Source organism: Ruegeria sp. BC1, from assembly GCF_056539305.1.
The window spans coordinates 862,147-883,103 of sequence record NZ_JBQFUT010000001.1; the positions used below are offsets into that span (position 1 = coordinate 862,147).

The following is a 20,957-nucleotide window of genomic DNA, read 5'->3' on the forward strand; positions in this document are numbered from 1 at the left end:
AAGGTGCAGTGACAACGGGCGGGAGCACCTACCCTCTTGGGCGGATGTCCTCGCCAAAAAACACCAGCGTCCCATCCTCATCCAAAACATGAAACTCCCGTTGCAGATAAGGCTGGTCGAATGGCGGGCGCACACGACCTTCGGGCAGGTCCGCAAGGTTCGGGCGTAGGCGTTCAAACAGCGTGTCGATGCTGTCGACATCTATGTAAAACGACTGATTTTCCCCCAGCGGTCGACCGTCGTCGCGCGGTGGGCATTCCAATAACCGGATTGCCACTTTGCCCAAGGACAAAAACGCATAATTTTCCTGCTGGAACCCGCATGTGAACCCCAAACGGTCACAATAAAAATTTATCTGCTTCTGCAATGACGAGCACAAAACAAATGGAGTTAGCTGCAATATTTCAGGCACCAGACCCTCCGGTTTGCTAATGATCCTGCCTTAAACTAACACGACTCAATCCAACAGTTGGTCCTTTCTTAGCCCCTCGCGCTCATGATGATGGGGCAGAACGCGTCCGTATAGCTGCCGTGTGCGCTCAACACCTCCACACATGCCCTCGGCTTCTACAAAAGAAAATATGCCGACATACCGTTTCCGCACGCCTTTCACCGGGGCGACACGATGCAGGGAATAACGGCCCTTGAAAATCTGCAAGTCGCCGGGCTGCAACTCCAACTCGCGCACTCTTGCCTTATTGCCATCCAGAACCGAAGCCACCGTGTGAAAGTTCTCATCCTCCGGGCTGCGAAGGTTGGGCACATATTCAAACGTGCCCCCGGCCTCGCCATTTTGAATGGCTAGGGTGACGGTGTAGTTGTTGGTATCAAAGTGCCATGGAAACCCCCGCCCCTCTTCAACCACGTTGATGATCACATCGGCCAACGGATCATCGTAGCGAAAGAATCGGTCTTCCGGCTCGTCCAGTGCGTTTCGTATGAACGGCATGAAGCTCTCATACTCGTATATCCTGCGCAGAGGACCTGATTTGACAAAGTTATCTGCTGGCACAAAAGCATTCGACCGGTCGTAAAAGCGGCGTATTGGATGACCGATCCCGAACCGAGGATCATCCTTGGTGAAATAGGCGTTTGTCCTGTTGAATGACCGGTGCGCCTTGGGCGCGACCTCATCCGCCTCGCGCACCAACTGTTCCAAACCACTTTCGTGAACAAATCCGGGCAGAACTGCACAACCGTCCTGATTCAGTTCGCGCCGCAAATCGGCTATCAACTGGTCATACGCCCGCGACCCAGGTCGATCGATGGGATACCGACCCAAATCTATCAAGTCCTGTAACACATTCCGCCTCCCAAACCCGTTCAGCTGGGATCAGCGTGACTCAGTCACAGACGCCTCTCATGTCAATTTCGGACATCGCCTTGACGCATTCAGACAAGTCGAAAATTGCCCCCTACACCCGACCCACGCACCCATTTTCGCGGAAGTTCCCGGAGTGCGGCAGTCTGCGCAATAAAATGTCGCAAAATTCACCCCCTGAGATAGAAAATTGGTGCAATTGCCTGTTGACGCCCCTTTCGCCCGCCCATAATGTCCCCTCCAAGCAAAAAGGAGCCTCTGGCGATGAGAACGCTAGTCGTAATCGTAGGAACCACGCGCATGGGCCGGTAACGGTAAACCATAATCGAACCCATGCGCCTCCGAAAAATCTCGGGGGCTTTTTTTATGCAAAACGCAAGACACATGTCGCGAACGGAGCAAAGCAGATGACACGTGAGATGACCGGCGCAAAGATGGTGGTTCAGGCCCTCAAGGATCAGGGTGTGGACACAGTATTCGGATACCCTGGCGGCGCCGTGCTACCGATCTATGATGAAATCTTTCTGCAAAATGATATTCGCCATGTACTGGTGCGTCACGAACAGGGTGCGGTCCACGCGGCAGAAGGGTATGCCCGATCGACCGGCAAACCCGGCGTCGCACTGGTGACTTCAGGGCCCGGCGCGACCAATGCGGTGACCGGCCTGACCGATGCGTTGCTGGATTCAATCCCGATTGTGGTTCTGACCGGCCAGGTTCCGACCTTCATGATCGGATCCGACGCCTTTCAGGAGGCCGACACCGTTGGCATCACCCGCCCCTGCACCAAGCACAACTGGCTGGTAAAGGACACGGATTCGCTTGCCGATACTATCCACGAAGCCTTTCACGTTGCCATGTCGGGCCGCCCCGGACCGGTTCTGATCGACGTTCCTAAGGACGTTCAGTTTGCCTCAGGCGAATACAGTGCGCCGAATCCGTCGTCCTCGCATTACCAGCCGGTGATGAAAGGCGATCTGGAAGAAATCACCGAACTGGTTGCGGCAATAGAAACCGCCAAGAAACCGGTCTTCTACACAGGTGGTGGTGTCATCAATTCTGGCCCTGCGGCTAGCCAACTGCTGCGAGAACTGGTGGATGCAACCGGCTTCCCGATCACCTCGACCCTGATGGGGCTGGGTGCCTATCCGGCTTCGGGCAAGAACTGGTTGGGCATGCTGGGTATGCATGGCCTGTACGAGGCCAATCTGGCCATGCATGACTGTGACCTGATGATCAACGTCGGCGCACGATTCGATGACCGGATCACCGGGCGGATCGACGCGTTCTCGCCGAACTCGAAAAAGGCACATATCGACATTGATCCCTCGTCCATCAACAAGGTGATCCGTGTAGACATCCCGATTGTTGGCGACGTAGCACATGTGCTTGAGGATATCCTCAAGGTCTGGAAAGCACGCGGTCGTAAGACAGATGCTGCGTCAGTCAAGCAATGGCAAAGCCAGATCGACGATTGGCGCAAGGTGAACTGCCTTGCTTTCACCAACAGCGAGAAGACCATCAAACCGCAATACGCGTTGCAACGTCTTGAAGAGCTGACCAAAAACCACGACCGATACATTACCACTGAGGTTGGTCAACACCAGATGTGGGCCGCGCAGTACCTGGGTTTCGAAGACCCCAACCGCTGGATGACCTCCGGAGGACTGGGCACGATGGGCTACGGTTTCCCGGCGTCTGTCGGTGTACAGATGGCGCACCCGGACGCGCTGGTGATCAACGTCGCAGGTGAGGCGTCGTGGCTGATGAACATGCAAGAGATGGGCACCGCGGTGCAATACCGTCTGCCGGTGAAACAGTTCATCCTGAACAACGAACGTCTGGGCATGGTTCGCCAGTGGCAGGAACTGCTGCATGGTGAGCGGTACTCGCATTCCTGGTCCGAGGCCCTGCCCGATTTTGTCAAGCTCGCCGAAGCGTTCGGAGCCAAGGGCATCATGGTCAGTGACCCTGCTGACCTGGATGATGCGATCATGGAGATGATCAATTACGACGGCCCCGTGATCTTTGACTGTCTGGTTGAGAAACACGAAAACTGCTTCCCCATGATCCCATCAGGCAAGGCGCATAACGAGATGCTGCTGGGCGAAGCTGAAACGCAGGGTGTCATTCAGGCCGGCGGCGCGGTTCTGGTCTGACAAATATCGAATTTCGTCGGGCGCTCTAAGCGCCTGACATATATGGATGACGAAAGGGACATAAATGTCTGCCCTACATATCAAAAAAGGCTCCACCCGCCATTCGGCCTACAACCTACGCCCCACTTTCTCGGACGTGCAGGAGCGCCACACGATTGCGGTTCTGGTCGAGAACGAGCCGGGTGTTTTGGCCCGCGTGATCGGCCTGTTCTCGGGCCGTGGTTACAACATCGAAAGCCTGACTGTGGCCGAGGTCGACCATACCGGCCACCTCAGCCGCATCACCATCGTCACGACTGGTACGCCGCAGGTGATTGAGCAAATCAAGGCGCAGCTGGGCCGGATCGTGCCGGTACATGACGTGCATGACCTGACCGTAGAAGGTGACTCGGTCGAGCGCGAACTGGCTATTATCAAAGTAGTCGGAGCCGGTGACAAACGGGTCGAGGCCCTACGTCTGGCGGATATCTTCCGCGCCAATGTGGTGGACAGCACCCTGAACTCTTTCATCTTCGAAATCACAGGCGCGCCGGACAAGATCGATGCGTTTGCTGATCTGATGCGCCCCTTGGGCTTGGTCGAAGTGGCCCGCACCGGTGTGGCAGCCCTTCTGCGAGGCGAGTAAACATTATCCCCACCCAATTCGCCTAGCGATGCGGGTTGGGGCATCCGATTTGCCAACCCAGGTTGAAATGCCACGCGTGGTATTTCGACGGTCTTCGGCGTGATACCGCCGAAAAGATCACGCAAAATAACATAAAGCCTATTGCGTTTGTTGCTTTGAACGTTAGCCTCAAGGCAAGACGTGGCGTTGGGATGCGCCCGTTCGTGTCATCTGTACGATTTCCGCGTTGTATCGGCCAATAGGTCGCAAATATCGCGTTTTTCAAAACACAAGTCGCGAGAACCTGGGACACCAATGACCAAAGACCTCCGCAACCCGGACGAATTGCGCAGGATGTTCGGTGCCAATCTCAGGCACCTGTCACAGCAATACTCATCGATATCAGAGCTTTGCCGACAGCTTGGGATTAACCGGACGCAATTCAACAGATACCTTGGCGGTGAGAGCTTTCCCCGACCGGATGTTCTGGATCGGATTTGTCGTTTCTTCGAAGTCGACGCCCGTATCCTTCTGAGGCCGCTCAACGAAATTGACCGCTTGCCTACACATCCAGCAGCGTCGGCCCTGACAGATTTTCTGGGTTCCGGCCCGTCAACCTTGACGGAAAACCTGTTTCCGGCCGGGTTTTATTATGCCACCGAAACGGAAGTGAACGAGACCAAGCCTTCAAGGCACCGGTTGTTTCACGCGCGCCGATTGCCCCAATGCACTCTGGTCCGGGGATATGAACCTCGTCCCGGAATGCCCGGAGCTGCACCAATCGACCGAGAAGTTCAGGGAATCGCTGCCTGCGCCGGGCGGCAGATTTACATACTGATGTCCAGCCGGGCATCGCAAAACAGCCGGATATATCTGGTGACCCGCGGAGCCGAGGAGAATTCGGACCGTTGGCGTGGCGTTGCAATTTGCCTTTCGAAAACAACGGCCAGTGCAACGACAACCCGCCGGATTCTGCTGCGTCATCTTGGCGAAGATCCGGGGGCCGTTCTTGCCGCGGCGCGCACCGCGCGTAGGTCGGAACAGCCTGTACAAAAAGCCCCGGCCTAGGGATCTTTTTCCAACGCATTGTTGTGATCTGAGGCCTGTGTGATCAACCGGTACAAATGCCAGCTTGCGTGCCCAAGCAAAGGCAGCACGATCAACAGGCCCAGAAACCACGGGATCATGGCCATAAAGGTCAGGATCGCAATGAATACTCCCCATCCCAGCATCACCATCAGATTGTCTCGGACATAACTAAAGCTGGCAATCATGGCTGTCACAAAGTCCAACTCCCGATCCAAGAGCATCGGGATCGAAAGCACTGTAATCATGTATAAAACAGTTGCGAACACCGCCCCCACAGCGGTTCCAACGGCCAGCATCGTCAGCCCGTTTACTGTCAGATACACTTCTAAGGATGTCGACACATTAGTCATGGTCGAAAGCCCCATAAACAGGGCAAAAATCATGTGGCCCAGAAAAAACCAGAACAGAAACATCACGACGATAATCGCGCAGATCGATGGCAGTTGCCGCCGGCCCTGTTGTACGACTACTCCAAAAATGGCTTTAAAATCCAATGGTTCATTCTGTTCCAGCCGATGCGATACCTCATACATCCCGACCGCTGCGAATGGGCCAAGAAGCGGGAAGCCAATCGCTGCCAGCACCAGCCAGAAGGACGTGCCCGTTTGCACAGTGACCCACGCCATCGCCCACCCGGCCACCACATAAAAGCCAGCGAATAACAGACCAAAGACCGGAGCACGACGAAAGTCGGCCCATGCCTGCCGGAGGGCCTCACGCAGCATCCCTACGTCCACCGGCGCCATAGCCGGAACGCCAAATGGCTTTTCCATTACCTTTTCTCCTCCCTGTCCGGCCCTGAACTCAGGCCGGTCTTATTTGTGGCCACCCAGTGGCGGCATGATAAGCTGCGCCGATCGCCAGTATCCGATCGTCCGACCCTCGCGGACCAAAAAGCTGCATCCCCATCGGAAGCCCTTCACCTCCAAACCCGACCGGGACAGACAGGCAAGGCAGACCAATCAGACTAACCGGCACCATAACCTCCATCCAACGATGATAGGTATCCATCCCTTTTCCTGCGATTTCCGTTGGAAAAGGCGCTTCAATGTCAAATGGCCATACCTGTGCGGACGGCAGGACCAGCAAATCAAAGTCGTGAAACAACTCGGACGCGCGCCGAAACCATTCGGTCCGGATTTCGCTGGCCCTATGCACCTGCATCGCCGTCAAGGCCAGACCTCGGTCCAATTCCCATTGCACCGTGTCTTTCAGGGCCGCTCTATTCTGGGCCAAAGGCGCAAGACTTGCCGCGATACTCCATGATCGCAAGGTGGTCCAACTCTCCCAAAGCTGCTCGGCCTTGAATGGTGGTGCTACCAGCTCAACCTCGGCACCAAGTTGACTGAAAACGGGCAACGCAGCCCGGCAGAGTTCGCGAATACCGTCCTCGAAGGGAAAAGCACCGTCCCAATCTTCGAGCCACCCGATCCGAAGACCCGCCATGTCCGCAGCCCGTACGGGAGAAACATTCAGGCAAGACATCTGATGCGGCTGCCGGGGGTCAGGCCCCGAGATCACATCAAGCAACAAACCCAAATCCTCGGGGCTGCGTGCCATCGGGCCAAGCGTGGACAGCTGATGCAGGTACCCATCGCCACTAGGCTCAGGTGGTACTCGCCCCCAACTGGGACGAAATCCGTAAACATTGCACCAGGCCGCCGGGTTGCGCAGGCTGCCCATCGCGTCTGACCCATCCGCCAACGCCACCATTCCAGCCGCCAGCGCGACCGCTGCGCCCCCGGACGAGCCACCGCATGTCCGCGTCGAAACGTAGGGATTGAGCGTCGCACCATAAACCGGGTTGAACGTATGAGAGCCCAGCCCAAATTCAGGCACATTCGTCTTGCCGATCAGAATCGCACCTGCCGCGCGCATCCGGGCCGCGATCAGGTCATCCTCTTTCGGTATGTGATCCCGATAAATCGGAGATCCCTGCGATGATACAACCCCTGCTACATTCACCAGATCCTTTACCGCAATCGGCAATCCGTGCAACGGACCTCTGTTCGGACCTTGATCCAATGCGCGCGCTTCGGCCAGCAAGTCATCCGCATCGCGCAAAGCAACGATTGCATTCAGATGTTCATTGGTTTCTGCGATCCGGTCCAGCGTTGCGCGCATCAACTCAACCGCCGACAGCCGCCCGACAGAGAGCGCATTCACCAACTCGATTGCAGTTGTCTGGCTCAGATTCATCCCGGCCCCATCCCGATTACAGGATTAGCCTAGCCGGGGGGCATCGTCATTTAAACCCACTGTTTGAATACATCTTTTCGCAATGACCACGTTGGATCATCGAGCATTCAACCCAAACCGCAAATTGCTGTCGTGACCAAGAAAGTACTTTAGACAGAAAAAGATCGACAAGATGCTCAGCGCAAGCCAAGCACCGCCCCAAAGCATCGCAGTGCCGCCGAATTCTTCGGCCAGCATATAAGCGTCCGAGCGCATGCCCGAACGCCGGATCGTGTCGTCAAATATATCATAGGGAACATAGATCATGCTGGTCAGCCCGATGACCCGCAGAAACAGATCGCACAATGGCCGACTGAGAAACCATGCCATCGCAAGCATCGTAGCGCCCACTCCGGCACTGAAAGCCATTGCAAAGGGTTCGCGGATGTAAAGCAGCGTCACCAAAAGCATGAGACCGCCGAAACCGCCAAGCACCGCCCTGTCCCAATGTGTGTGCAGCGCAATGATCAAAAGCCCAATTCCAAGCACCAGGGATCCCAGATAACCCGCAGACAGGCTCAGAAACCGGTTACCACCGCGACCGGTGACCAAACCGCCCTGCTCGGGTGAGATGGTGAAGTTCTCGACCGATCCGCCCGTCAGAACTATGGCCAACGCATGTGAAAGCTCATGCAGGAACACGACCAAAATCTTCAACGGCAGCACCACTGGCGTACTCCAGAGTGCGAAAACTAACGCGACGATTGCGATCAGTTGCCAATGGCCTTTGATCAGGGACATCCTAGGCATCGCGCAGGTTTTCTGTCAGCCTTCACCTTGCGCTTCGGACCGGCTTTTGCCTGCCACGTTCAGCGCCAGAGTCGCCGCCATGAACCCGTCCAAATCGCCATCAAGAACACCCTTGGTGTCCGAGGTCTCATGGTTGGTCCGCAGGTCCTTGACCATTTGGTACGGCTGCAAAACATAAGACCGGATCTGGTTGCCCCAGCCCGCATCGCCCTTGGCCTCGTGCGCCGCATTGATATCAGCGTTACGGCGGTCCAGTTCTTGCTGGTACAGGCGCGATTTCAGGGCCTTCATCGCGATATCACGGTTTTGGTGCTGCGATTTCACGGACGAGGTCACAACGATCCCTGTCGGGATATGCGTAATCCGAACTGCCGAGTCTGTGGTGTTCACGTGCTGACCACCCGCCCCCGATGACCGGTAGGTATCGATACGGATATCAGAAGGGTTCACTTCGATCTCGATATTGTCATCGACCACCGGATAAACCCAGACCGAGCTGAACGAAGTGTGCCGTTTCGCCGCCGAGTCATAGGGCGAAATCCGCACCAGCCGATGCACACCGCTTTCCGATTTCAGCCAGCCATAGGCGTTGTGGCCGGAAATCTTGTAGGCGGCAGATTTGATCCCCGCCTCTTCGCCTGCAGTCTCTGACTGCAGTTCGACCGTATAGCCTTTTTTCTCGGCCCAGCGGACATACATTCGTGCCAGCATCGAGGCCCAGTCGCAGCTTTCGGTGCCGCCCGCGCCTGAATTGATTTCGAGGAACGTGTCATTGCCATCGGCCTCACCATCCAGCAGCGCCTCAAGCTCTTTCTTGGCGGCTTTGGCTTTCAGGCTTTTAATGGCGTTTTCAGCGTCGGTGACAACCTCGTCGTCCTCTTCCATCTCACCCAGTTCGATCAGTTCGATATTGTCGCTCAGATCAGTTTTGATGGATTCATAGGTTTCGATGGCATCAACCAGCATCTGACGCTCGCGCATCAGTTTCTGCGCGCTCTCGGGGTTATCCCACAGGTTGGGATCCTCGACGCGCGCATTAAATTCTTCAAGGCGATGGGGCGCGGTTTCATAGTCCATACGCTGCGCCAGCAGCTCCAGCGACTTTTCGATTTCCGCCACGGTGTTCTGGGTTTCGGCGCGCATGGTTAAGTCCCAACTTTCTCAATCAGGCTTGCGTGATAGCAAGAGGTTCGGGGCACCACAAGACAGCGGACCCCCGAAACATATCAGTTGTCAGTAAAGGCCGCCGCCCTGTAGATCACCCTGGCTGGCGTTGGGGCCAACCGTGATGGTGTTCCCGGTTGAGGTGGTGACCTGACGGCCCGAGCTTGCTTCTTCGAACAGAGGCAGATCCGAGCCCATGGCAAAGCCACCATCGTAGACGCGGTCGATGAACCCATCGACGCCATCGCGGAAATATTCAGCGACGACAAAGTCACCGGTCGCATCAGCAGGCAGGCGCGCGCCGCTGAAACGGTCGATCTTGATGAAATGACCGCCCGGAGGCACTTCAAACGGGCCGCCGCCGTATTTCTCGACGGCTTTTTCCATAAAACTCTGGAAGACAGGACCACACAATGTGCCCCCATATGCCCCCCGCCCCATTGGGCGCGGACGGTCGTAACCGATATAGCACCCGGCCACGATATTCGAGGTAAAGCCGATGAACCACGCATCCTTGGATTCGTTGGTTGTCCCGGTTTTACCAGCCGTCGGTACCGGCAAGTTGACAACGCGTGATGCGGTACCGCGATCCACAACGCCCTTCATCATCGAGGTCAGCTGATAGGCTGTAATCGCATCCATCACCTGAGAGCGGTTGGTTTCGATGGTGGGCGACTCGTCCCGTTCCAGCCAGGTGGAGTTACAATCCAGACACTGGCGGTCGTCGTGGCGATAGATCGTTTTGCCGAACCGGTCCTGAATGCGGTCAACCAGAGTGGGCTCGACCCGCTCACCGCCATTGGCGAACATCGCGTAGGCCGCAACCATTTTATACAGCGTCGTTTCCTCGGACCCCAGAGAGTTGGCAAGGAATGCGCCCATCCGGTCATAAACACCGAACCGCTCGGCATAGCCCGCCACGACGGGCATAGTGACTTCTTGCGCCAGTCGAATGGTCATCAGGTTCCGCGACTGTTCGATCCCGGTACGCAGCGGCGTCGGGCCATAGAATTTGTTCGTCGAGTTTTTAGGGCGCCACAAGCCTTGTGGCGTGTTCACCTCGATCGGCGCATCCACAACAATGGTGGCGGGGCTATAACCACTGTCCAAAGCTGCAGCATAGACAAAGGGCTTAAAGCTCGACCCTGGCTGGCGCTGCGCCTGCGTGGCGCGGTTGAACACCGAATCCTGATACGAGAACCCGCCCTGCATTGCCAGAACCCGGCCCGAGTTCACATCCATAGCAACAAAGCCACCCTGCACTTCGGGGACTTGACGGGCGGACCATTGCCCCCCTTCCCCGGCCATCACCAGAATGACGTCACCGCGTTTGAAGTTGGCTGCGAAATCCCCCTGCATCCATTGGATATCCGAGCGTGGGATGATGCCATCGCTTGGCCCATCCTCAATACCCACGGTCAAGGATTGATCCGCCACGTTCAGCACAACGGCCGGATACCATTGCGTCGGCAGCACCACGTCGCGTGGGATTTCCATAATGGCCAGCGCCTCACGCCACTGGGATTCATCGGACAGTTTTTCTTCGGGGATTACCTCACCCGTGCCGCGCCACTTGCCGCGCGAACGGTCATATTTTTGCAAGGCCGTGCGCAGGGCCTTGGCAGCTTCGACCTGCATCTCTTCATCCACCGACGCACGGACGGTAAAGCCGCCGGTAAAGAATTCCCCCTCGCCGAAATCCTCGCTCAGCTGACGGCGGATTTCGTCGGTGAAATAATCGCGCGGGGGCAGCGCCGTACGGAAGCTTTCGAAATCACCATTCTGAACCGAGCGCAGAGGCATTTCGACTTCGGACTCATAGGTCGCCTGATCGATATAGCCATTCTGCTGCATTTCGCGCAGTACATAGTTACGGCGGGCCAGCAGCCGGTCTTTTTGCTGAACAGGGTGATATTTCGACGGGGCTTTGGGCATCGCGGCCAACATTGCCGCCTCATGCGGCGCCAGTTCCTGCAGGGTCTTGTTGAAATAGGTCTGCGCGGCGGCGGTCACACCATAGGAATTCTGGCCAAGGAAGATCTCGTTCATGTAAAGTTCGAGGATCTGTTCTTTGTCCAGCGTGTCCTCAAGCCGTGTGGCGAGGATGATCTCCTTGATCTTACGTTCAGCCCGACGGTCGCCCGACAACAGGAAGTTCTTCATAACCTGCTGCGTGATCGTTGATGCACCGCGAACGTTTTCACCCTTGGATTTCACTGCCTCAACGCCCGCCGCGATGATGCCGCGTGGGTCATAACCCTGATGGGTGTAGAAATTTTTGTCTTCCGCCGAAATGAACGCCTGCTTTACCAGATCGGGAATTTCCTCGGACGGAGTAAACAGGCGGCGTTCCTGCGCGAATTCATCAATCAACTGCCCTTTGCCCGAGTAAATCCGGCTGATCGTCGGCGGCTTGTATTGCGCCAGCGATTCATGGCTGGGCAGGTCCCGCCCATACATCCAGAAGACCGCACCGATCACCAGTGCAGCCATAAAAATACCCAGGGTCACGAGGCTAAAGATCGCCCCGAAAACGGAAAGAATGAAACGGATCACGTTGCTGCCTTTTACTCGCTGTGCCGCCTATATAGTGATGCCTCGGCGCAGGGTCAAAACACGATAGCCAATAATAGCCGGTTTGCGCCGCAGGGTCACTGACCAATCATTGACCGTTTGATCGCATCTTCCTGACGCCATTGTTCAAGACCGCTCAGAATTCCGCGCGCCATTCCCGCGCGCCATTCGGGATTCTGTATGTTTTTTAGATCTCTGGGGCTAGAAAGGAATCCAAGTTCTACCAACACCGACGGGATGTCCGCCGCCTTTAATACAGAAAACGATGCTGTGCGGATCGGTCTGCTATTCATCGGCCCGCCCTGCTGCGTCATTCCATCCGCCAATGCCCGCGCTAGGGCATCGGTGCGGGGTTTTGTTTCTTGTCGGGCGATATCCAGCAGCACATCGGCCACCTGATCATCAGCACCGCTGAGATCAACGCCCGCGATCAGATCACCCCGATCATGCCGTTCGGCCAGTTTGTGGCTGGCTACGTCCGAGGCATCGTCGGACAATGTGTAAACCGCTGCGCCATGTGCGCGACCTTCGGACAGCGAATCCGCGTGCAGCGAAATAAAGACATCCGCACCGGCCCGATGCGCCAAAGCGATACGCCGTTCGAGACTGACGAAATGATCGTCCACTCTTGTCAGCACCACCTGGTAACCGCCTGCCCGCAATAAGGTTTCGCGCAGCTCTCGGGCGAAAGTCAGCATCAGGGTTTTCTCGTCTGCACCCTCAACCTCGGCCCCTGGATCAATCCCGCCATGCCCGGGGTCCAGCATCACTAGCAGAGGCCGCGTTCCATCCCGGTTGGGCCTGGCCGGGGTTATTGCGGGCTCGGGCAAGTCCCACCCCGGCTGGCGCGGCGCACCCGCGCTGGCGGTAAAGCTGTCGAAATCGGTGCCGCGCAGATTTAGAACCAGCCCGGCCTCACCCTTGACCTGATCTACCTTTAGTTCAGACGTATCCACAGCCAGCGGCGCTCCAAGCTCCAGCACCATACGGGACCACCCCGGCACATAAGACCCAAATTGCACACTGCTGATCCGGTTGCTTTGCAAGAAGGTATCGCCATCGAGCCCGGTCCAATCGACCTCCTGAAAATCCAGAACCATGCGGTATGGATCGCGCAGAGTGAAAACCCGGTACGGCACCCCCTGACTGAGGCCCAGTTCAACACGCACCCCAGCGCGACCGTTATCGGTGATGCGGCTTTTATCCGGCAATACGCGTGCGAGTGCGCTGAAATCGTGTGCGATTGCAGCGCCGGTCAGCGCCCAGATCAGGGCGAAAGCGTAGAAGATCCTGCTCATGGCCTCAAGTTTTCCCGAGATCGTTTGACCGCCAGCCTACCTGACCAGCGCAGTTTTGTGAACGGGCTACGCCGGTGCCGCAATAGCACCGCGTTCCGCCATGAAACGGCGCAGCCGAAGCAGCCCTTCCTCGATATCCGCCGTTGAGCGCGCATAAGAAAACCGCAGCGTTCTGTGCCCCCGCTGAGGATCAAAATCCAGCCCTGGCGTAACGGCCACCCCGGCTTTGTCCAGAATTTCGGCGGCAAAGGCCCGGCTATCCTCAGTAAGCGCGGACACATCCGCATAGACATAGAATGCCCCGTCTGGCGGTGCGATACTGGTGAAGCCTGCCTTGGGAAGTCCCTCAAGCATCAATGTTCGGTTGCGGCGATAGATGTCCAGATTGGCCTGCAACTCTTCCTCACAGTCCATCGCGGCCAGCGCTGCAACCTGACTGGCATGCGGAGCGCAGATGAACATGTTCTGGGCAATCCGCTCGATCACACGCACCTGATCTTCCGGCACCACCATCCAGCCAACGCGCCACCCCGTCATCGAGAAGTACTTAGAGAACGAATTGATCACATAACACTCATCCGTCAGCTCCAGCGCGGTGACGGCTTTGGCCTCGTATTCCAGCCCGTGATAAATCTCGTCACTAATGAACGACGCCCCCTGCCCGTGGGCTGCGTCGATCAACGCGCCCATAGATTCATGGTTCAGCATGGTGCCCGTGGGATTGGCCGGAGATGCAACCATCAGACCTTGCAGGTCCAGCCCGGCAAAATCTTCAGGCACCGGCTGCAGGCGGTTTTCCGGCGCGGTCGGCAGATCGACGGGCACCAGACCCAGCGCCTTGAGAATCTGACGGTAGGACGGATAGCCCGGCGCGCCGATGCCCACGCGATCCCCGCTGTCGAACAACGCTGTGAATGCCAGCAAGAACCCGCCCGATGAACCGGGCGTAATCACTACCCGATCCGGGTTCAGGTCGACATCATACCATTCACCATAAAGCCGGGCGATCCTCTGCCGCAAAGCTGGCAACCCCAAGGCCACCGTGTACCCCAGCGGCGCTTGCTCCATCGTCGCAGCCAGCGCATGAACAGCACCCTTGGGCGCGCCGGTTCCAGGTTGACCGACCTCCATATGGATGATGTGGCGCCCTGCCTCCTCGGCTTTGCGCGCAGCCTCCATCACGTCCATCACGATAAAGGGATCGACCCCGGATCGGGTTGAGTTTCTCATGCCCATCTCCCATGTTGCAGCCATGGCTTTTGAACGCTTATTCAGGGTGTCGTCAATCCCGGCCCTGTTACTGGTGGCAGTGACATGGTTCGCGAGTGCTGTATCATCCGCCGCGCAAAGCCTAATCCGCGACCCTGATATCGAATATGGATTGCGCGAACTTGCTTTTCCGATCTTGCGCGCAGCCGGGCTAAATACCAACCGGGTCCAAATATTGGTGGTTAATGACGGCACCTTCAACGCCTTTGTTATCGACCACAACGCGATCTACCTGAACTATGGGCTGATTTTGTCCGTCGATTCCCCAGATATGCTTCAGGCCGTCATTGCCCACGAGGCCGCCCATATCGCCAATGGTCATTTGGCCCGCCGGTCTGAAAACCTACGATCAGCGAACCGAAATGCTGGCTTTGGCACCGCGCTGGCCCTTATCGCGGCGCTCGCCGGTGGTGGAGAAGCTGCTGCCGGCATAGCGGCAGGCACCCAAAGCGTGGCGCTGCGCAGTTTTCTGGGACATACACGCGCCGAAGAATCTTCGGCTGACCGCAGCGCTGCCAGCTATCTCAGGTGGGCCGGAATTTCCCCCAACGGGATGGTCGCGTTGCATCGAAAATTCGCAGGTCAGGAGTTGCTGAACACCGTTAATCAAGACCCTTATATGCGGTCGCACCCTACCAGCCGCGAACGTTTGCGCGCGGCTGAGGCATTTCTGGACGAATTCGGCGACAAGGCGCAACCAGCCCCGGATGCAGATTACTGGTTCGCGCGGGTCAAAGGCAAATTGTCGGCTTTTCTGCGATCTCCAACCTGGACTATGCGCAGGGCCAAGGAAGAAAACGCGCAGGACATCCGGCTGATGCGCGAGGCTGCTGCATATCACCAGAACAGAGACCTAGCCAATGCCCGCGCAGCGATCGACGGCGCCCTATCCTTTCGCCCTGACGACCCGTTCTACTATGAACTAAAAGGGCAAATTCTACTTGAAAACAGAAGAATACAGGAAGCCGTTGTAGCTTACGAGCAGGCGGTGGATATGGCCCCGAACAACGCGTTGATCCAGGCGGGCTATGGTCGCGCCTTACTGGCACAGGGTCAGATAAAGCCCGCCCTGCAAGCACTGGAACAAGCGCGGGCCAGAGATTATCGCAACGTCCGCCTTATGCAGGATCTTGGGGTCGCATATGCCAAGGTCGGAAACAACGGAATGGCATCGGTCGTAACCGCCGAGCGTTACGCGCTGCGGGGCAATCTGGCCGATGCGGGTATTCATGCAAAACGGGCTCTTCGGCGTTTGCCCGAAGGGTCACCGGGTTGGCAAAGGGCGCAGGATGTGCTGATTGCCTCGGAACGCGCCAAGAAAGCAAAAAGGAAACGATAATGATCCTCAGACACGCAGCTCCCGCCCTTCTGGGGCTTTCCATGATTGCCAGCTCAGCGCAAGCGCTGGACCTGAACGCGCTCAGCGACGCTGAGAAAGAAGAATTTGGTGCGCAGGTCCGTGAATATCTGCTGGAAAACCCCGAAGTGATCATTGAGGCGATCAATATCCTTGAACAGCGCAACGCCGCAGCCGAGGCGCTGGCGGACAAGGAGCTGGTCGCGGACAATGCCGATGAGCTGTTCAACGACGGTTACAGTTGGGTTGGGGGAAATCCGGACGGTGACATCACTTTGGTTGAATTCATGGACTATCGCTGCGGCTACTGCCGCCGCGCGGTTCCCGAGGTCGCCAGCCTGCTGGCCGAGGATGGCAATATCCGCCTGGTGATCAAAGAGCTTCCGATTCTGGGCGAGGCATCCGTGTTGTCGTCACGCTTTGCCGTTGCCACCAAACACGTTGCCGGTGACGACGCGTATAAGCAGGTGCACGACGCGTTGCTTGAATTCAGCGGCGAGCCGACCGAAGTAACCCTGCGCCGTATCTCGGACGGTTTGGGTCTGGACAGCGATGCGATCATCGCAGCGATGGACAGCGATCAGGTGACCGATGACATCAACAGAACACGCGCACTTGCGCAACGGATGAAGATCTCGGGCACTCCGTCGTTTGTTCTTGGTACTGAGTTGCTGCGCGGCTATTTGCCAGCCGACCAGATGTTGCAAATCGCCAATGGCGTGAGGGCGGAACAGGGCTAGGCTTAATGCACCGCCAGGACAATGATCGTGGGGCGGATTGCGCAAAAGGCGCCTGCCCACGATGCATATCGTGCTGGATTTTGCACCACAGAGCCTTGACTATCGGTTTCAACTACAGGGAATCTTTAACACCTCGTCAGAAACGCTGTGCAGGGATCTACAATGGCAAGTTTTGACAGCAAGAAAGCCGCAAAAATCCATCGCGAGCTGCACAGTCACTTACCGTCTGATCCCGCCTTAAGGGTAAAGGCCTTGGAAAGCTTGATGGTAGAAAAGGGGCTGATCACCTCTGAAACGATCAATTCCTGGGTTGAAGTGTATTCAGAGGAAATCGGCCCCAAACGCGGTGCGCAGGTCGTCGCACGGGCGTGGCTTGACCCTGGATTCAAGGAACGGCTGCTGGCCGACGCGGCGACAGCGATTGAAGAATTCGGGTTTGAAGGCGAGGCAACCGGGCACCTGAAAGCCGTAGAGAATACGGATGATATTCATAACCTTGTCGTTTGCACTTTATGTTCATGCTATCCGTTTTCTCTTCTGGGGATTGCGCCCAACTGGTACAAAACCGCGGCCTATCGGTCCCGAGCTGTTCGTGACCCACGTGGGGTTCTGACTGAATTCGGGGTGTCTTTGGGGCCGGATGTCAAAATACATGTCTGGGACAGCACAGCTGAGCTGCGATACCTAGTGCTGCCACAGCGTCCTATGGGCTCCGAAGGGATGAGCGAACAGGAATTGGCCAAACTCGTCACTCGCAACGCGATGATTGGCACGGACAGAAACCTGCGCATCAACCAGGCAGGGCACGTGAATGGATAGCGTTCACGATCTTGGCGGCAAACACGGGTTTGGCCCCATTGATGTGGATGAGCCCGTCGAACCCTTTCACTCTGACTGGGAAGCGCGCGCGTGGGCTTTGTCCAAAAGTTATGGTGGGGGCGCGCCGGATATAACTATCGATTGGTGGCGGCACGTACGGGAAACAACTGTTCCCCTTGATTATCTGACCCGTCCCTATCTGGACAGCTGGCTTGAGACCGACATGGTCACGTTGGTTGATTCAAATGTCTGCACGGTCAAGGAATTGGCGACCGGGGTATCCGCCACTCCGGCAATTGGTGAGGCCCCGCGCCTCAGCGTCGCGGACGCGCTTGCGGAAAATCGGGCAAATGCCACCAGATTTGACCGCCCGGTTAACGTCGCGCCTCGGTTTGCAGTGGGTGACGAAATTACCACGCAACAGAATGCATCTCCGGGCCACACCCGGCTGCCTGCTTATGTTAGGGGTCGCCCCGGAACCATCCACGCGCACCATGGGGCGCATCTATTTCCGGATGCGGTAGCAAAGGGAATTGACGAGGCTGAACACCTTTACACGGTTGCATTTGCAGCATCCGACCTTTGGCCCGAAGCAAGAGGCAGTGACGATGTGATCTTTGTCGATCTGTGGGAAAGCTACCTTGACCCAAGATGAACTTCACCGACCGCAGCCGCTAAAGGATTTGGATGGTGTGCCTGCCTTTGAGCACGAATGGCAAGCACAGGTTCTGGCAATTGTGGATACTCTGATCGTCAACAGTTCGATTGATCCGGCCAGTTGGTCCGAGAGTTTTGGCAAAGGGCTACGAAAGGCCCATGCGGAAGGACAACCGGACGACTTGGGAACGTACTACGCCGTCGCGCTTGAGACTTTGGAAATGCTGGTCACAACGCAGTGCAATTGTTCGGGCGAAGAACTGTCAAACAGACGGCAAGCTTGGAAGCAGGCCTATTTGAATACTCCACATGGCCAGCCCGTCCAACTACAACAACAAGGTAGCAAAGCACCCGATTGAACTGCTGACATGTTGGTCACGGGCGCGGAAGAAGTGGCTCTACCGACCCCCACGCCATTCATTGCCTGAAGGAGCAGCCCGTGGCGCTTACTCAGCCGCCTCTGCTGCGGCATCCAGTTCGGCCGCTTTTTTTTCGACCTCCTCGACGATGTGGTCAATCATTTGATCGTTCGACATCTTGTGGCTGGCCTTGCCCGCCAGATAAACCATGCCGGACCCTGCCCCGCCACCAGTAAAGCCAACATCAGTCATCAGCGCTTCACCCGGGCCGTTCACGACGCAACCGATGATAGACAGGCTCATCGGGGTCTTGATGTGCTCCAGCCTATGCTCCAGTGCCTCGACAGTCTTTATGACGTCAAACCCTTGCCGTGCACAGGACGGGCATGAGATGATGTTCACACCGCGATGGCGCAGGCCCAGAGATTTGAGTATCTCATACCCAACCTTGACCTCTTCAACCGGGTCGGCGGACAGGCTGACGCGGATCGTGTCGCCGATGCCCATCCACAACAGGTTACCAAGACCTATGGCGGATTTGATCGTGCCCGAAACCAGCCCTCCGGCCTCGGTGATACCCAGGTGGATAGGCGCGTCAGTAGCCTCGGCAATGCCCTGATAGGCGGCGGCCGACAGGAAGACGTCACTGGCCTTTACGCTGATCTTGAAATTGTGGAAATCGTTATCCTCAAGGATACGGATGTGTTCCAACCCGCTTTCGACCATAGCGTCGGGGCATGGCTCGCCATATTTTTCAAGTAGATGCTTTTCAAGACTGCCCGCGTTTACGCCAATACGGATCGAGCAATTGTGGTCGCGCGCGGCCTTGATGACCTCTTTCACCCGCTTTTCATCGCCGATATTGCCCGGGTTGATCCGCAAGCATGCGGCGCCAGCCTCGGCGGCTTCGATGCCTCGGCGATAGTGAAAATGGATATCTGCCACGATGGGCACAGGGCTTTCGCGCACAATCTCTTTCAAAGCCTTTGCGGATGCTTCATCCGGCACCGACACCCGAACGATGTCCGCTCCAGCTTCGGCTGCGGCTTGAACCTGCGCAACTGTGGCCGCCACATCGGTCGTCAGCGTATTCGTCATCGTCTGAACTGCAATCGGGGCATCGCCCCCGATGGCAACGTCACCAACCATGATCTGACGGGATTTTCGGCGATAGATATTGCGCCAGGGGCGTACATGATTGAGCGACATGAGGACGGGTCCAAGACAACCTGAGTTGGGTCTTTAGATAGTCCGCATAACAGGGTACCGCAATGGCTAGATCACTCGGCGGGTTCTTCAGCCACCTGTGCCTGAAGTTCGGCCACCAACTGTTTGAGAGCGCTATTCTGTTCCGCTTCCAGATCAGCGACAATGTAGTCTTCCGCCACCGCATCCTTGGACAGCACAACACCCTTGGCGACAGTTCCTGGTGCGCCCACCGGACCGTAATGTTCGCCATTCATCGAGAAAAACACCGAACCCGCAGCACCTGCGCGCAGCAGTGGCGGTTCTTCGGTCAGCGGCACCTCGAACACACTGCCTTGCTCGACAGTACCAAGGGTGCCTTCGAATATCACGCTGCCATCAGCTGAGGTGACGCGCATCCAGGCAGGATTAACCGCAACGATCTTGAGCGTTGTATCGATCTGTTCGACCACCTGCGGCAAGGCCGGGCGTTCAACCGTGTGAACTTCGGCAATTTCCACCTGCGGCAGTTCCTGCGGCTGGAAGGCGCCAACCGTACGCGGATCCAGCGTTGAAATCGGCGCGTCGCGGGCTACCAGAACCGGAACATCCAGAGCCTGCGGGCGGTACAAACGATCCAGCGCCTCAGCGCTGGGTGCGTCGACAGCAGCAACGTCAGTGTCAGGAGTGCTGCGAGCAGCGTCCAGCGGGTCAAGATCGGACAGAACCACCGGGGCCTGTTCGACCGGGCTGACCTGCACTTGTTGGATCTTGTTCAGCACCGACCAGCCGCCATAACCAATTCCGCAGATGACCGCGACCAGCACCAACGACGATCCAATCGCCCGAGGCTCAATCTGGCTGACAAAGGAATCCCGCCCAGGAACATAGGGTGTGTTGGGCGACATAAATGGGTCGTGTCCGATCGGTCCACGCGCAGGCAAGGCACCCGACGGCTTGCGCACGACCGAAGCCTCAGCCGACATACCATGGGCAACTTCGAACCCGCTTTCCTTGCAGAAAGCCGCAAAAGTTTCATCCGGGTTCATGCCAAGATATCTGGCGTAAGAACGCACATACCCGGCAATAAAGCCGGGTGTGTCGAAGGCGTCAGGATCGGCGTCTTCGATGGCAGCGATATAGTTAGCTTTGATCCGCAGTTCCCGCTGAACATCCAGAAGAGACTTGCCCATTGTCGCGCGCTCACCGCGCATCATGTCGCCAAGCCGAACCTCATAATCGTCATACCCCTTGGGTCTGACGTCGGTGTCACCTTCGGATTTGCGCTGAGATCTGCGCCCAATCATCCCTGCTGCCCCATTCTGCCTGTGCGTGTTTCACGCTAACGGCGAATCGCCCAATTATGATTCGTCC

19 protein-coding genes are annotated in these 20,957 nt (G+C 57.0%); 8 read left to right on the forward strand and 11 right to left on the reverse strand.

Going from position 1 to position 20,957, the window contains the following annotated elements:
• Positions 1-28 precede the first annotated feature (28 nt).
• Both ACR0IY_RS04315 and ACR0IY_RS04320 read right to left on the reverse strand, forming a co-directional pair.
• The gene (locus ACR0IY_RS04315; protein WP_480670605.1) at positions 29-412 is read right to left on the reverse strand and encodes a bleomycin resistance protein; all 384 of its coding nucleotides are present in this window, start codon (positions 410-412) and stop codon (positions 29-31) included.
• A 45-nt stretch (positions 413-457) separates the two neighbouring features.
• On the reverse strand, positions 458-1,303 hold the full coding sequence (locus ACR0IY_RS04320) for a HalD/BesD family halogenase (RefSeq protein WP_480670606.1): 846 nt from the start codon (positions 1,301-1,303) through the stop codon (positions 458-460).
• Between the two features lie 425 nt (positions 1,304-1,728).
• On the opposite strand from ACR0IY_RS04320, the gene ACR0IY_RS04325 reads away from it, so the two are divergent.
• The 3 genes from ACR0IY_RS04325 (at position 1,729) to ACR0IY_RS04335 (ending at position 5,152) form a co-directional block, all read left to right on the forward strand.
• Complete coding sequence (locus tag ACR0IY_RS04325) at positions 1,729-3,480, forward strand: acetolactate synthase 3 large subunit (RefSeq protein WP_480670607.1); 1,752 nt, start codon at positions 1,729-1,731, stop codon at positions 3,478-3,480.
• Between the two features lie 64 nt (positions 3,481-3,544).
• Positions 3,545-4,105, forward strand: coding sequence for an acetolactate synthase small subunit (ilvN, locus tag ACR0IY_RS04330; RefSeq protein WP_170325247.1), 561 nt, complete (start codon positions 3,545-3,547; stop codon positions 4,103-4,105).
• A gap of 294 nt (positions 4,106-4,399) precedes the next feature.
• Positions 4,400-5,152: a helix-turn-helix domain-containing protein gene (locus tag ACR0IY_RS04335; protein ID WP_480670608.1), complete on the forward strand. Its 753-nt coding sequence runs from the start codon at positions 4,400-4,402 to the stop codon at positions 5,150-5,152.
• On the opposite strand, the gene ACR0IY_RS04340 is transcribed toward ACR0IY_RS04335, so the two are convergent.
• The 7 genes from ACR0IY_RS04340 to ACR0IY_RS04370 all read right to left on the reverse strand — a co-directional run bounded on the left by ACR0IY_RS04340 (position 5,149) and on the right by ACR0IY_RS04370 (position 14,427).
• Positions 5,149-5,946, reverse strand: a complete 798-nt coding sequence (locus tag ACR0IY_RS04340) for a DUF2189 domain-containing protein (protein ID WP_480670609.1) — start codon at positions 5,944-5,946, stop codon at positions 5,149-5,151. The genes ACR0IY_RS04335 and ACR0IY_RS04340 overlap by 4 nt on opposite strands.
• A gap of 31 nt (positions 5,947-5,977) precedes the next feature.
• Positions 5,978-7,372, reverse strand: a complete 1,395-nt coding sequence (locus ACR0IY_RS04345) for an amidase (RefSeq protein WP_480670610.1) — start codon at positions 7,370-7,372, stop codon at positions 5,978-5,980.
• A 96-nt stretch (positions 7,373-7,468) separates the two neighbouring features.
• Entirely contained in the window at positions 7,469-8,152 is a 684-nt protein-coding gene (locus ACR0IY_RS04350; RefSeq protein ID WP_480670611.1) for a M50 family metallopeptidase, read from the reverse strand.
• A gap of 24 nt (positions 8,153-8,176) precedes the next feature.
• A complete protein-coding gene (gene prfB, locus ACR0IY_RS04355) occupies positions 8,177-9,304 on the reverse strand; it encodes a peptide chain release factor 2 (RefSeq protein ID WP_480670612.1) in 1,128 nt (375 codons plus the stop codon).
• Between the two features lie 90 nt (positions 9,305-9,394).
• Positions 9,395-11,881, reverse strand: a complete 2,487-nt coding sequence (locus tag ACR0IY_RS04360) for a penicillin-binding protein 1A (RefSeq protein WP_480670614.1) — start codon at positions 11,879-11,881, stop codon at positions 9,395-9,397.
• 95 nt (positions 11,882-11,976) lie between these two features.
• A complete protein-coding gene (locus tag ACR0IY_RS04365) occupies positions 11,977-13,197 on the reverse strand; it encodes an N-acetylmuramoyl-L-alanine amidase (protein WP_480670616.1) in 1,221 nt (406 codons plus the stop codon).
• Between the two features lie 66 nt (positions 13,198-13,263).
• On the reverse strand, positions 13,264-14,427 hold the full coding sequence (locus tag ACR0IY_RS04370; protein ID WP_480670618.1) for a pyridoxal phosphate-dependent aminotransferase: 1,164 nt from the start codon (positions 14,425-14,427) through the stop codon (positions 13,264-13,266).
• Between ACR0IY_RS04370 and ACR0IY_RS04375 the strand changes: the two genes are divergently transcribed.
• From ACR0IY_RS04375 to ACR0IY_RS04395, 5 genes are all read left to right on the forward strand, one after another.
• Positions 14,426-15,805: a M48 family metalloprotease gene (locus tag ACR0IY_RS04375; protein WP_480670620.1), complete on the forward strand. Its 1,380-nt coding sequence runs from the start codon at positions 14,426-14,428 to the stop codon at positions 15,803-15,805. The two genes, ACR0IY_RS04370 and ACR0IY_RS04375, sit on opposite strands and share 2 nt — an antisense overlap.
• Positions 15,805-16,563: a DsbA family protein gene (locus tag ACR0IY_RS04380; RefSeq protein WP_480670622.1), complete on the forward strand. Its 759-nt coding sequence runs from the start codon at positions 15,805-15,807 to the stop codon at positions 16,561-16,563. Before ACR0IY_RS04375 ends, ACR0IY_RS04380 begins: the two co-directional genes overlap by 1 nt.
• A 162-nt stretch (positions 16,564-16,725) precedes the next feature.
• Entirely contained in the window at positions 16,726-17,382 is a 657-nt protein-coding gene (gene nthA / locus ACR0IY_RS04385) for a nitrile hydratase subunit alpha (RefSeq protein WP_480670624.1), read from the forward strand.
• A complete protein-coding gene (nthB, locus tag ACR0IY_RS04390) occupies positions 17,375-18,037 on the forward strand; it encodes a nitrile hydratase subunit beta (protein WP_480670626.1) in 663 nt (220 codons plus the stop codon). The genes nthA and nthB overlap by 8 nt, the downstream gene beginning before the upstream one ends.
• Complete coding sequence (locus tag ACR0IY_RS04395) at positions 18,024-18,398, forward strand: hypothetical protein (protein ID WP_480670628.1); 375 nt, start codon at positions 18,024-18,026, stop codon at positions 18,396-18,398. Before nthB ends, ACR0IY_RS04395 begins: the two co-directional genes overlap by 14 nt.
• Before the next feature lie 87 nt (positions 18,399-18,485).
• On the opposite strand, the gene ispG is transcribed toward ACR0IY_RS04395, so the two are convergent.
• Both ispG and ACR0IY_RS04405 read right to left on the reverse strand, forming a co-directional pair.
• Positions 18,486-19,607 (reverse strand): flavodoxin-dependent (E)-4-hydroxy-3-methylbut-2-enyl-diphosphate synthase, encoded by a 1,122-nt coding sequence (gene ispG, locus ACR0IY_RS04400; RefSeq protein WP_480670629.1) that lies wholly within the window; start codon positions 19,605-19,607, stop codon positions 18,486-18,488.
• 71 nt (positions 19,608-19,678) lie between these two features.
• A complete protein-coding gene (locus tag ACR0IY_RS04405) occupies positions 19,679-20,890 on the reverse strand; it encodes a helix-turn-helix domain-containing protein (RefSeq protein ID WP_480670631.1) in 1,212 nt (403 codons plus the stop codon).
• Positions 20,891-20,957 lie beyond the last annotated feature (67 nt).